Source organism: Maribacter sp. Hel_I_7, from assembly GCF_000688315.1.
Lineage (GTDB): Bacteria > Bacteroidota > Bacteroidia > Flavobacteriales > Flavobacteriaceae > Maribacter > Maribacter stanieri.
Window position 1 is genome coordinate 375,751 of sequence record NZ_JHZW01000002.1, and the last position, 13,301, is coordinate 389,051.

Here is a 13,301-nt window from a genome sequence, read left to right on the forward strand (position 1 = left end):
TAAGCCTCTTCAAGGGGCTTTTTTTATGCTAAGCTAGAAGTTGAGCGTGAATTTTCGGTGCGCCGGAGAAGTGCTTTTCAGGTAATGAACCATGCTTTTTACGAAAACCGTAAAAGCAAGCCTTCCCGCCCCACTTTTGGAGCGTTTCTTTTCAAATTTCAGGTACTTTTTGAGGTTGTAGGCGATCGCCGAGAGGTGCATCACCTTGTTCGCCTGTGCGAGCCCGACGGTATTTATCTTCCTCAGTCCCATGAACTGGGTCAGGGTACCAAAAACGGGCTCTACCGTACTCTGTCGCTTGCCCTTCATATACCGCCCCAGTGGGCTCTCCACCCGTGCGATGTTACGAAAATATTCCGCCCGGTAATAGGTAACGCCGAACTTCTTCTCCTGTGCGCTTTTGCCCAGACAGCTACTGCGTATCGGGCACCCGGTGCAGATATGCTTTCTTGCCCGGTATTCCTTCTTTCTTGTTCCCGTGCGGTAATCCCTGAACTCCTTGGTGAACGGTATCGTTTTCCCTTGGGGACAGCGGTAGCTGTCCGTCCCCTGGTCATAAACGAAACCATCGGGACCTCCCTTGAACGTTCCGTGGGCGGGTATGAAGCTCTTCAGCCCCCTGCTTTCCAAAAAGGCATAGTTCTCGCCACTGCTATAGCCCGTATCGGCCACGCAGTTCTCAAAAACGAAGCCCTGCTGCCATAGGCGCCGCTGTAGGCGCTTTACGATATCCTGTAACTGCTGGTTGTCCTTGCCATCGGCATGGTACGCCCTGATATCGGTAATTACATGATGGGCGGTATCCACGCTCAACTGACTGAGGTAGTTCAGCTTTCTTGCCTTGCCCGGCTTTACGCTTATTCTGGCATCGGGGTCGGTAGGACTGTAATGGGTCTTGTTGCTCGTATACTTCGCTCCCTTGTTTCCGGCGCCAGGTCTTTGATCCTGGTCCTTCGCCCATTTTTTGTTCCTGCCCTTTATAGCACCAAGTTCCTTAGTGTTGGCACTGATGCTACGCTGCCCCTTATCCGACCTGTCGCCCTTGCTCTTGCGGTGTGGCACTTCCTTGTCCATGGCGCTGATAGCACGTACCTTCCGTAAATGCTCGTCAAGTTCCTCTTCGGGCACCTTCAGCTCCAATGTATCCATACTCGCATTAGCCTTTACCGGGGCAGAATCTATTGCTTGAGTATGACCGGAAACCATCCCTTTTTCTACACACATACTCAAGACATTGGTGAATACTTCTTCAAATACCGATTCAGGAAAAAGTTGACGGGTACGGCTTATGGTACTGTGCCAGGGAAGTTCCTCGTCAATGTCATAGCCTACGAAAAAAAGAATATCCAAGCGCATCGAACAATGGGCGATAAGCTTACGGTCGCTGATGATGTTCTCCAGGTAGCCCACAAGGCAAAGCTTGAAGAAGACCACGGGGTCTATGCTCTTTTGACCACTCTCACCGTAATAGCCTTTGGTCAGATTATAGAGTAAATCCAAGTCCAGAACCTCTTTTAAACGCCTGTAGAAATTGTTCTTAGGTATACGCTCGCTCAATTGGAAACGGGCGAACAATTTTTCCTGGTAATCCTTTTTTCCCTGCATAGCTAAAGTTAAGCAAAAACAGTATTTTTATCAAGGACTTGTGCAACAGGCACAATGGCTATAATTAATGCGGGATTTAGGTTTTTACGTCAAGGTCTATGTATATTTATGAGGTCACATAATCTTTGAGATTTTGCTTAGCGCGTAGCTGGAAATCCGTCAGGTTTCTGCGCCCCACTAATCATAGTCCAGCCTTTAGATAAAAGAATCTTGAATGAACGAAATAAGAAGGTTTATTGAAAATATAACTCCAATGAACAATTCTGATTGGCAGTTTTTTTCCTCGAAATTGCAAGAGGTAAAACTCAAAAAACATTCTATTTTATTAAATTTTGGAGAGATTGAGAACCATCTATCATTTATTACAAAAGGAATAGTCAGACTTTATGTTCCAAGAGAAGAATTCGATTTAACTTTTGGTTTTTTATTCGAAAATGAATTTGTTACAGGTTATGATTCATTTTTAACACAAGATCCTTCTGAATACCAAATTGAAACTTTGACAGAAACCATTCTTTGGAAAATTTCCCGAGAAGACTTACAAGAAGTTTATGAAAGAACAAACAGCGGAAATATTATTGGACGTAAAATGGCTGAAAACATGTTCTTAATAAAATCAAAAAGAGAACTTTCTTTATTAAGTAAAACAGCAGAAGAACGATATTTGGACTTATTCTCTGACCGACCAAAGTTACTCCAACAAATTCCATTAAAATATATTGCCTCTTACATTGGTGTTACTCCGCAAGCATTAAGCAGAATAAGAAAACGCATAACTTAACTTGGGTTCATTGTTTTCAACAGAATGTATTTTGAAATTTGTATTTCAATAATTTAGAAAAACATGAAACCACTAATTGTACTTTTATTAAGTTTTACAATCTCGATTTTCATAATTAAAATTATCAAAAAAGAGTATGATTTTGCCTTATCAGCAAGAATTGCAATGTCGATAATGCTTCTTTTTACAGCTATTGGACATTTTGCATTTACAAAAGGAATGTCAATGATGATACCTAAAATTATTCCTTTCAAAGAAAGTATAATTTACCTAACCGGAATATTTGAAATACTATTAGCATTAGGTTTAATAATTCCTAAATTTCAAATAGTTTCTGGATGGGCACTTATTGTTTTTCTCCTGCTAATGTTACCTGCCAATATATATGCTTCTTTAAATCATGTGAATTACCAAAAAGGAACATTTGACGGAAACGGTCTTATTTATTTGTGGTTTAGAATCCCATTGCAATTCCTGTTTATCATTTGGGCTTATATTAGTGCAATCCGTATTTTTGAGTAAAGAAAAGCCAGTAGGTAACAAGCAAACACTAGTTTGCTCCCGTACTGTTCAAAGCTAAACCGTTGTAGCAAATATGAAAAAACTAGATTTCGATTTTATACCATTAGGAATTTCAATAATACTGATTCTAGTTTCATTAGTGATGATTTCTACTTCCAATTATGCTCTAAGCTTAAAACACTACATCGGAATTGGATGCGTAATAATTTCAATCTATTTCTATTTTAAAAACAGAATAACTTACTATGTCGTTTATGGCATAACTCTGCTGGTTGGAATTTTCGGGCTTTTGGATTTTTACTATTTAACTTTCAAAGTTGGATTTGGAAGTTTCGGAATTAATCCGATTTCAGCTGGTCTTTTAATATTACATATAGCACTAGTATTTCAAATTGTGGATAAATTGGATTCAAATAAATAATCTGATTTAACTCCTATGCTCAAATCTGCGTAAAACAAATACTTGCTACAACACAACCTACACGTAATGCAGATTTTTGGGCAAAACCGAATGGTCTGCGTATATTTATTAAGTCGTTAAATCTTATGGATTTAGCCTTGCAACAAGAAAAAATACAACTAAACCCACCCAAACGTGCCTTTTCGATACGGCCTGGTAATAAGCTTTAGCTAAACCGTTGTGTTTCAAGATGACCAACCAATAACCAATGATAAAATTCTTTAGAAAAATTCGTCAAAAAATGCTGACTGAAAATAAATTCAGTAAATATTTACTTTATGCTATCGGTGAAATTATACTTGTTGTGATTGGAATATTAATCGCTTTACAGATTAATAATAACAATAATTACAACGAACAAAGAAGTCTAGAGCAGGAATATTTATTATCTCTACAAGCAGAATTTGAAACAAACCTGAATAAAATAAATGCCTCTATTCAAGAAAATGAGCTGCGTATTCAGTCACTTGAATATCTATTGACTTTATTTGACAAAAATGTACTTGACACAGTCAATAGTCAAATAATTTCTCAAAAGTTCGCACCTATTTTCGGTAGTTCAATTGGCTATATACCAGCAACAGGAGTTTTAGAAGATATCATTAGTTCAGGTAAGCTAAATATCATTTTGAATAAAAGCTTACGACAAAACCTAGCCTCTTTTAATAGCTCATTGAATCATTTAAACATTCAGTTAAATGCAATGGATTTCACAGAAGATAAATTGCGTACTATTTTTTATAATAAGGGAAGTGTACGAAGACTTGTGATGGATATAGGATTTAAGGATTTTGATCGCGAGTCGATTTCCGAAAAAACAGATAACAAAAGATTATTCGAATCAGCTGAATTTGAAAATTATCTATTAGCCTACTACCTATCGGCTAAAGCAACGAATGGACCAAATCTTTTTGGACGTGTAAAAGCGGAAATAGAGAACACTATAAAAGAAATTGAGAAAGAGCTCGAAAAATAACAAAAGCACGACTCCGTGTATAACCAATTGATTAGTTTGTGTGTACCCAGAAAATCCTTCGGGTTTTTCTAAGATTCGGTTTCCTTTTGTTAAATTAGTTGTACGAGGCTCGCAATTAACATTATACTAACCGTTGGCAGAATAAGAAAAACCACAGAACTAATCAAGAACATATGAAAATATTAAAGAAAATAGGAAAGTGGTTTTTGGTTTTACTGGGAGCACTTATTGCGTTTATTTTAGTTGTATTGCTAATAATCCGAATCAATAGCTCTGGAAACGAAGAACCTTTTTTAGACGAAAAGGGTAATGTGCTTCCGAATAGTATTGCTATGCACGAGGATATGACCATAAATGGAGTGCCACAAAGGGTTACTATTAGAGGAAAAGACAAAAATAATCCCGTGTTACTAATAGTTCATGGAGGACCGGGCGCACCAATTTTACCTATAATTTATAAACTCACGGGAGTTGATTTGGAAGATATATTTACAGTTTGCTATTGGGAACAAAGAGGCTCTGGACTAGCCTATAACGATAGCATAGCTGATTCGTCCATTACCTTGCCCCATATAGTAGCTGATGGTTTAGAACTATCAAATCATTTAAAAAAGACTTTCAAAAAAGATAAAATTTACATCGAAGGTATATCTTGGGGAACAGCGGTAGCAGCTTATATGGTTCAAAAACAGCCTGAATTATATCACGCCTATATTGGTAGTGGTCTAATGGCTAATCTATCACTTTCAGAAGAGTTATCTTATGAATTTGCACTGTCAGAATCTCAAAAACACAATGATACCATTTCAATCAATCAATTAAAACAAATTGGAAAACCACCTTATGTTAAAAACTCAAAAAATTCAGTTACCGAAGCCTTTGAAATAGAACGACAGATTGTAATGAAATATGCACCGATAAAATTAGATACCGATTTTAATTTTATTAAAAGTATGTTTTTAGATAATGGGTTGACGTTTAAGGAAAAATTCACTGATATGATAAATAGTCCTGAAACCTACTATCCTGCCGCTAAGATTTTGGAATCTACAGCTATTGATATGAATTTAATGCGTGATATTCCAGAATTGAATGTGCCAATTTATATATTACAAGGAGACAATGACCATTTTACCGAAACGTCTGTAGCAAAGATGTATTTTGATTCTATTATTGCTCCATCTAAAAAATGGTTTCTATTTGAAAATGGAACGCACGGAGTACAGGTTGAATATCCAGAAAAATATCGTTCAATATACATCAATGAAATATTGGGAAAATAATTACTACCGCAAGTAATTGCCAACACTAAGCCTTGGCTATTTTTGAAAAGTCACCAAAATTAAAAATTTGAGTAGAAAAGAAATCATTTGGTTAGTTGTTACCGCTGGACTTTTTTTAGTCTTAACTCTAATCCTTTTTGGAATAGACGGATTTAATATTGATTCTACTTTCGATATAAATATTCATGATACTTATTTTGTTATTGCCAATGTCCATTTAGTTTTACTATTATTTGTTTTCATTTTTTTTACGGTTTATCTATTAAGAGCCGTTAGAAATAGGTTTAAAAATATTACGGCAAATCTTATATTGATAATTGTAACGATTTTGGTCGCAGCAGTTCTTGGGAAAACAATTGGTATGCTAGATTTTTTTAGTGGACCTCCCAATAATGAATCTGTGGTTGGAAACGCACTTAAAATTATATCACGAATTCTATTTATTGTTCAGATAGGACTTTTAGTATTACTAGCTTATTCTGGATTCAAAACTGGGAGAAATTACAACGCAGAAAAAAACACTAAGCACAAAACCTAAACGTAATCTGGAGTTTAAGGCAAAACCGAATGGTCTGCGTATATTTATTAAGTCGCTAAATCTTATGGATTTAACTTTAGATAAAACAGTAAATGAACCAAGAACATTAGCCTAGCGCGTAGCTAGAAATCCGTTAGATTAAAAAGTCGTACTAATTATAGCGCAAGCGCTAAACCCTATTAAAAGAAAAACTATGAAAACAATACTAAATATGATGAATAAACTATCATTTTTAATTTTACTTATAGTTGCGTTAATTGGTTGTAACTCAAAAAGTAAAGAGTCTACTAAAAATGACCAGAAGTCTACTTCTCAAAACACCATTTCTGTCGTAATTGATTCTATTAATTCAGAAATAAATAATGGGGATTATGGATTAATTGACCGCTTTATGGTCATACAAAATGATGAATTATTGGCAGATTTTAAATATAAGCAGGACTATGAAACCATTGTTCAAAAATATGACACAACCAATCATCAATATAATTTCAATAGTATAGATTGGCATCCATACTACAAACAAACTGAATTACACACCCTTCAATCTGTATCTAAAAGTATCACCTCAATCCTTTTCGGTATTGCGCTAGATGTAAACGAAGATTATAATGTGAGTGACAAAGTAATGCCTTTGTTGACAGGTTATGATACTGATTTTTCAGATAAACGAAAGCAAAACATATCAATTGAAGATTTATTGACGATGAGAAGTGGATTAGATTGGAATGAAGAGACGGATCATAATGATACTACAAATGACTGTTTTAGGCTAGAATCAAGCGACAATTGGATAGCGTATGTGTTAAGCAAGCCTATGGATACCATACCAGGAACAAAATTCGTGTATAACGGTGGTGGAACTGTGCTTTTAGGTAAAATCATTAGAACCATTACCGGCAAACGAATCGATAAATGGGCAGAAGAAAAATTATTTGAGCCACTAGGCATTACAGATTACTATTGGAAAGAAACACCCGATGGAGAAATTGATACCGAAGGAGGTTTATATCTTAAGGCAGAAGACTTGGCTAAAATTGGTTCATTGTTTTTGAACAAAGGGAAATGGAACGGTAAGCAAATTGTATCTGAAAATTGGGTGGCAACATCCACAAGTCCTTTACTTAAAAACGTAAAACCACATTGGAAAAGTGTTACCGGATACGGGTATCAATGGTGGATTCCTGAATATACTGATAATGGCGAAACCAATATTTATTCTGCCAACGGATATGGAGGTCAGTATTTAATGATAACACCAGAACATAATTTAATAATTGTCTTTAATGGTTGGAATATAAATGGTGAACCAGAAAAGTCAACTTATAGAGTTTTGCAAGACAGAATACTACCAGCACTTAAGCATGAATAATTGAGTATAGCAAAACCTAAACGGATTGTGGGTTTAGTGTCTAATTTAAAGGTTTGCGTATTTTAATGATGTCCAAAAAACCTTTGGAATTTTACATTTTAGCGGGACAAAGAAAACATAAAATAAAAATATTTTACTATGTGCTTGGTGGAAAGTAAATGCTAGATTGCTCTCGCATTATTTATAACTAAGATGTAGTCAGTAATACCAAATACCAATTTGAAAACAGAAGTGTCTACCATACTTATCGAAGGGTTAGAATCTGCCGCAGATTTTTATTTGGAAGAAGACAAAGACAGATTATTGGTACCTGATATGATGGCAGGAAAGATATATTCGGTACCCCTTAAAAACTAGTATTAAAAAACCGAGTTCAACGGACTCATCCAAATCTCTTTAAACATTTATTACAAAGAAATTTGGATGAGCTAGAACAACAGTTAATAGCTTACTTTAGACTTGTTATCTAACTTTTCTTCTATTAGCGGATACAAATCATACGTAGGGTAAATTTCAGATTTGAATGCTTTCCAAGCGGTTTTTTCTATTGCCAAATTCACATCCCTAAGTTTGGATGCCGGTAACTCCAATACCACCATTTGACCTATACCCATTACTACATACCAATTAACGACCGATACACCTTCTGGAGGAAAGCTTTTGTAAAACCCTTGTTTATTTCTAACATCTTCAATCTCACTTAGGTTCATAGATTGATCATGTTTTAAGAAAATGGTTAAAAGCATTTTCTCCGTGTCCTCTTTATTTCCATCGTTCTTGACAGTAGATTGGGCTTGGGTAAAATTTGAAATGCATAACATAACCAATGCGACAAAAAGTATATTTTTCATAAGGTGTATTTGTATAAAATATTAAGTTATAGATTCTTCTATTTTATAATTTTTAAGACTGCTTCTTTTTCCATTATTTCTGAAAAGAGTTACTTAGATACTAAGTTTCGCTTCATCCGAAGGTAACTATTATCTTATCTGAATTCTATAATAAAATGTGCGTTGTATATCACAAATGTGGCATTCCCTCTTTGCATACGTAGCTATCAAGTCCGTAAAAAAATTCGCAATACTAAGAACAACTATAAGTGCATAAAGCTTATTAGTTCTAATAACTATAAGTCTTACTCAGACAAACATAATTGACCATATGCAACACCAGTAGCATTCATTGCTACATTGATTATAGTCTTTTGATTAGGATCTCGTTTATATTTACTAACATAAATACCAAAGAATGACGTACTATTTCAGCATACAAAGGTTTACCAATAAAATTATATTACTGCTCATTTTAATAGGAACAAGTACTGTTTTCGCACAAACGAATATTCCAAAACAAGCAGATAGATTACAGCAGTATTTAGGCTTCTGGGTCAGTTCTATTAATCATACAACAGATAGTATCGGCAAAACGCCCCTTGTAAAAATGAACAATTATCCTAAAATAGATAATACCGCAATGTCAGTTGATGTATTTCAAAAAGATGGCAAAACATACAATCATACCTTAACAGAACTTATTGGTCACGACGCAAAGACCGATTCAATTTTTGCATTGGGTAAAAGTGCACAAGGTAATATGTTCTTGGGGAAAGGTGGGTTTACCAGCGATACGGATTGGATAATGAGAGATCGCGACTTTACAGGTAAAGAAACTATGACGGTTACTTTTGATTTTAAAAATCAAACCGATGTTCATTTAAAGGGAGTAAACCCACAGAACGAAATTCTTTGGCAAACTCGTTATATTAAGAAAAATCCAAAGGATAAAAATATTGGTATTCAACTGGTTTCCGTTCATGAACAAATGCAGCAAAACCCAAAAGAGACACTGAAGTATCTTGATAGAATGGGCTATAGCTATATTGAAACCTTTGTGTACAAAGACCGCTCTTTTTATGGATTATCTCCATTAGATTTTAAAAAACTGGTAGAAGATAACAACCTAAAGTTTACGGGATCCATGACGTTTTACGATCTCCCTTCCGAAGATAAACAGGCTTGGAAAAAAGCGATGCAATGGTGGCAAGAATGCATAGAAGACCACAAACAAGCAGGTGTTGAATACCTTACCATATCCAACAATCAAATTAAAGAAATCACTACCCTTTCTGAACTTAAAAGGTATGCTGAGTATTACAATGCCATTGGAAAACTTTGTAAGGAAAGAGGGATTCGATTTGCCTACCACAATCACTCAGATGAGTTTAAGACTATAGAGAACAAGGTCGTTTATGACTATTTCTTAGAAAACACCGATCCGGAATACGTTAGTTTTCAAGCCGATTTGTATTGGATGCATTTTTCAAAAGTTGACCCAATTGATTACTTCAAAAGGTATGAAAACCGATTTATAAGCTGGCACGTAAAGGATTATGAAGAACTTGGACAGAGTGGCAAAATGGATTTTGAGCTTTACTTTACATACGCAAAAGCCGCAGGTCTTAAATACACTGTTGCAGAAGTAGAGGCCTTTAATTACCCGGTATGGTATAGTATCAATTCTGCATGGAACTATTTATACTTTAATATACTATAACAAATCACTTGCAACACCTGACTTTATGAAAACCAGAATTTTACAATTATTATGTTTTATCATTTTAACTTTCAATACTATGGCTTTTGCCCAAGATCAATTTAAGGTGTTGTTATTCACGGTACAGGATACTTGGCATTATGAGTGCATACCTAGTGCGGTAGATGCTTTCCATAAAATGGCGGCAGAACAGCAGTTTAAGTTTGATTGGACGCAAAGTCCGGAAGATCTCGCCAAAAAATTACCGTCTTACGATGTAGTTGTATTTTTAAATGCCAATGCAGACAATTTAGCCAATGAACAGCTTGAAGTTCTAAAAGCCCATCTAAATAATGGTAAAGGCTTTGTGGGAGTCCATTCCACTTCTGATAGTGAGATTAGAAATACTTGGTTTGATGATCTTATTGGTGGAGTTTTTAAAGACCATCCCCAATTTCAGGCAGCTGTGCTTACCAATCATGATTCTAATTTTCCATCAAACTTACACCTACCGGAAAAGTGGCTGTGGAGTGAGGAATGGTATAATTTCAAATCCTTAAAGTCCGATGACATAACAGTACTGCTTTCCGTAGACGAAAACACGTATGATTACCAAAAAGGGTATGATGAAATTCCCCTTGAAGGTATGGGCAAAAACCACCCTATAGCTTGGTATCAATTATACGACGGAGGCCGTTCTTTCTATACTACACTAGGTCATAAACCAGAGGCTTTTCAAAATAAAATGTATTTAGACCATTTATTCGGTGGTATTTATTGGGCTGCTAAAGGTGAGAAAAAGCAATAATTATAGGTTCATATTAATAAGACTTTTTAATACTTTACTCCTCTTAGAATGTATTTATTGGCTGTTTTCATCAATGTACTTCCTTTTATACTTTTTAGATTGATCATTAAGACAACTGGAGAAGCCGGAATGGTTATAATATTAACTTTATTTGGATTCCGATTACTCTAAATTTGATAGTTCAAGCATTATTTAATTTTGGTTACAACAAATATAAATTGTCACTTCCAAATTCCTGAAATGTATCGATTTCATTAGTATCAACTAAAATAAATTACAGATATAAGACCTGTTTTAAGGTTACCAATTGAGTGGTAATTCTTAATTTAGTACCCTCAATTACTTACAAGGAAGTATAACCTAAAAAGGAGCCTTTATCAAAACAGATACGGCACCATTTGCAAACATATTTTTTCGATGAGGAAACATAAAGCCATAAGAGTTTTTATGGTGCTGACTGTATTACTGATTCAAATAGCGTTTTTGACTACCATTGTAAAAGAGGAATATGAAACCGGCAGTTTTGTAGCTATACTTTCCATGCTTCTTTTAATATTGACCCTCTTTTTTGGATACCGCTACATAGACCTACATCACACAAAATATGAATATGAAAAAATAAGTGTCATCATTTGGGTTCCCGTTGGTGCCGTAATTTGCTACCTATTAAACATTTATGGAGGATTAGGGAGTGTACTTTCCGCTGGTATTACCGGTACCATGGCATCGTTTATACCTGAAATCAATAAAGATTCAAGCTATTTGGCGAAGTTACCAGCAGCTATATATTGCGGGGTTTTTGTGGGCATGTCTAGCTCTGAGATTGTACCGTCTATTGGTTTTGTAACTGCGGCAGGTTTGGTGGCAGGCGTATTTCTTCTGTTATCAAAAAACTTATTTTTAGGCGTTGGCGGTAAGCTGGGTACCGTAGCCTTTGGTGGGGTTATTATTGTTTCATTAATATACGGATTAGCCACATGAACTATCTCATATTTATTTTAACCGGAGTATTAGGCGCTTGGCTTACATTCTTCATCAGTGAACGATTAAAACAAGGACCAGTAAGATCCTCTGCTCTACTATCCCTAGTTGTAGGTCTATTTTTCTATTGTTTCCCAGAACTTTTTGGCGCGTACCTATCGAAGAATATTCCTTTAGTATTTATTGGTGCCACATTCATAGGTATGGTATCTCCACTATCAAGGGGCAACTATATTAGATTGGCGGTTGCAGCTAGCTTATTTGGTATTATCTATGTAAACAAAGCTCATTTTTTTGAAGGCTACGGTGGGGCACTGGGCGCATTGGCTTTTATTGCCCTATTATCATCCATGGGATTTTCTGTAATTATCTCAAGAAGTCCAAGATTAAAAAAGGGCATTGTAAAGGTGAGAAAAAAGGTCTCCAAACCAAGTAAGTAAAATTACTCCATGAGAAAGTCCATTATACACACCACAACAGCTATTACGGTTTTTTTTGTAAACAAGAAATCATAGGTTCCCAATTTAGAAAACATGATATTGAATTGGATATATTTACAATATCAAATTATAAAATTAAAGAATTAAAGAATTAAAGAATTAAAGAATTAAAGAATTAAAGAATTAAAGAATTTACAAAGTCTAGAATTACGATAGGATCAACAACGTATTTAAGACATAAAGGATATCCCTTTTTAGATACAAAAGACAACAGTGTTATTTATCTAAATTAATACCGAAAGATTTTAAACATACTTTGATTCAAATAAAAAAATTGTTAGCCCCAATTACATGGAACTAGACCAAATTATAGATACTATTTATCCATTAGCCTCGGCATCAAAAAACTTGATAAAGAAATCAATAGTTGAAACCAAGTTTCCTAAAGGGCATATTCTATTCAGAGCAAATAAAATTGAAACAAGCATTTATTTCATCAAAAAAGGAATTGCAAGGGCATACGCCTATTCAGATGAAAATGAAATCACTTTTTGGTTCGGTAAAGAAGGCGACCCTATAGTTTCCATGCAAAATTATGTCAATAATAAAAAAGGATATGAAGATGTGGAGTTATTGGAAGATTGCGAACTCTATGAACTAAAAACAGAAAAACTTCAACAGTTATTTTTAGAAGACATACACATTGCAAATTGGGGACGTAAATTTTCAGAATTCGAGCTTATTAAATCTGAAGAGCGTCTTATTTCTTTACAGTTTAATACTGCAACCCAAAGGTATTTAGCACTTCTTGAAAATTACCCTAGCATTATACAGCGGGTACAACTAACGCATATTGCATCTTATTTAGGCATTACCCAAGTTAGTTTAAGCAGAATTAGAGCGAGTATAAAATAAATTGTTTATTTATCATTTGTTAAATAATTTCTGCTCAATGTTTATGAATTTTGCCATATAATATTATTCCCTGTTAAACAGAAAAACT

15 protein-coding genes are annotated in these 13,301 nt (G+C 35.0%); 13 read left to right on the forward strand and 2 right to left on the reverse strand.

Annotated features, from left to right (window positions below; all coding sequences use genetic code 11):
- Nucleotides 1-33: 33 nt before the first annotated feature.
- Entirely contained in the window at nt 34-1,605 is a 1,572-nt protein-coding gene (locus tag P178_RS21360; RefSeq protein ID WP_036145646.1) for an IS1182 family transposase, read from the reverse strand.
- Nucleotides 1,606-1,819: 214 nt separating this feature from the next.
- Between P178_RS21360 and P178_RS0103220 the strand changes: the two genes are divergently transcribed.
- From P178_RS0103220 to P178_RS23145, 8 genes are all read left to right on the forward strand, one after another.
- The gene (locus tag P178_RS0103220; RefSeq protein ID WP_027064863.1) at nt 1,820-2,386 is read left to right on the forward strand and encodes a Crp/Fnr family transcriptional regulator; all 567 of its coding nucleotides are present in this window, start codon (nt 1,820-1,822) and stop codon (nt 2,384-2,386) included.
- Between the two features lie 63 nt (nt 2,387-2,449).
- Complete coding sequence (locus tag P178_RS0103225; RefSeq protein WP_027064864.1) at nt 2,450-2,908, forward strand: DoxX family protein; 459 nt, start codon at nt 2,450-2,452, stop codon at nt 2,906-2,908.
- 73 nt (nt 2,909-2,981) lie between these two features.
- Nucleotides 2,982-3,329 carry a hypothetical protein gene (locus tag P178_RS0103230; protein ID WP_027064865.1) on the forward strand — a complete coding sequence of 116 codons (348 nt, stop codon included), beginning with the start codon at nt 2,982-2,984 and terminating at the stop codon, nt 3,327-3,329.
- A 247-nt stretch (nt 3,330-3,576) separates the two neighbouring features.
- Nucleotides 3,577-4,344: a DUF6090 family protein gene (locus P178_RS22530; RefSeq protein WP_027064866.1), complete on the forward strand. Its 768-nt coding sequence runs from the start codon at nt 3,577-3,579 to the stop codon at nt 4,342-4,344.
- A 173-nt stretch (nt 4,345-4,517) separates the two neighbouring features.
- Nucleotides 4,518-5,627 (forward strand): alpha/beta hydrolase, encoded by a 1,110-nt coding sequence (locus P178_RS0103240; protein WP_027064867.1) that lies wholly within the window; start codon nt 4,518-4,520, stop codon nt 5,625-5,627.
- A gap of 67 nt (nt 5,628-5,694) precedes the next feature.
- A complete protein-coding gene (locus P178_RS0103245) occupies nt 5,695-6,165 on the forward strand; it encodes a hypothetical protein (protein ID WP_027064868.1) in 471 nt (156 codons plus the stop codon).
- 193 nt (nt 6,166-6,358) lie between these two features.
- On the forward strand, nt 6,359-7,537 hold the full coding sequence (locus P178_RS0103250; RefSeq protein ID WP_051638158.1) for a serine hydrolase domain-containing protein: 1,179 nt from the start codon (nt 6,359-6,361) through the stop codon (nt 7,535-7,537).
- 219 nt (nt 7,538-7,756) lie between these two features.
- Complete coding sequence (locus P178_RS23145) at nt 7,757-7,894, forward strand: hypothetical protein (protein WP_197026772.1); 138 nt, start codon at nt 7,757-7,759, stop codon at nt 7,892-7,894.
- Nucleotides 7,895-7,977: 83 nt separating this feature from the next.
- Here the strand turns inward: P178_RS23145 and P178_RS0103260 are convergent, their stop codons facing one another.
- Complete coding sequence (locus P178_RS0103260; RefSeq protein WP_027064870.1) at nt 7,978-8,388, reverse strand: hypothetical protein; 411 nt, start codon at nt 8,386-8,388, stop codon at nt 7,978-7,980.
- 397 nt (nt 8,389-8,785) lie between these two features.
- On the opposite strand from P178_RS0103260, the gene P178_RS22535 reads away from it, so the two are divergent.
- The 5 genes from P178_RS22535 (at nt 8,786) to P178_RS0103285 (ending at nt 13,213) form a co-directional block, all read left to right on the forward strand.
- Nucleotides 8,786-10,090, forward strand: a complete 1,305-nt coding sequence (locus P178_RS22535) for a sugar phosphate isomerase/epimerase family protein (RefSeq protein WP_051638159.1) — start codon at nt 8,786-8,788, stop codon at nt 10,088-10,090.
- A 25-nt stretch (nt 10,091-10,115) separates the two neighbouring features.
- Nucleotides 10,116-10,877: a ThuA domain-containing protein gene (locus P178_RS0103270; RefSeq protein ID WP_027064871.1), complete on the forward strand. Its 762-nt coding sequence runs from the start codon at nt 10,116-10,118 to the stop codon at nt 10,875-10,877.
- A 417-nt stretch (nt 10,878-11,294) separates the two neighbouring features.
- Nucleotides 11,295-11,858 (forward strand): hypothetical protein, encoded by a 564-nt coding sequence (locus P178_RS0103275; RefSeq protein ID WP_036145649.1) that lies wholly within the window; start codon nt 11,295-11,297, stop codon nt 11,856-11,858.
- Complete coding sequence (locus P178_RS0103280) at nt 11,855-12,298, forward strand: hypothetical protein (RefSeq protein ID WP_027064873.1); 444 nt, start codon at nt 11,855-11,857, stop codon at nt 12,296-12,298. Before P178_RS0103275 ends, P178_RS0103280 begins: the two co-directional genes overlap by 4 nt.
- A 351-nt stretch (nt 12,299-12,649) precedes the next feature.
- Entirely contained in the window at nt 12,650-13,213 is a 564-nt protein-coding gene (locus P178_RS0103285; protein WP_027064874.1) for a Crp/Fnr family transcriptional regulator, read from the forward strand.
- Nucleotides 13,214-13,301 lie beyond the last annotated feature (88 nt).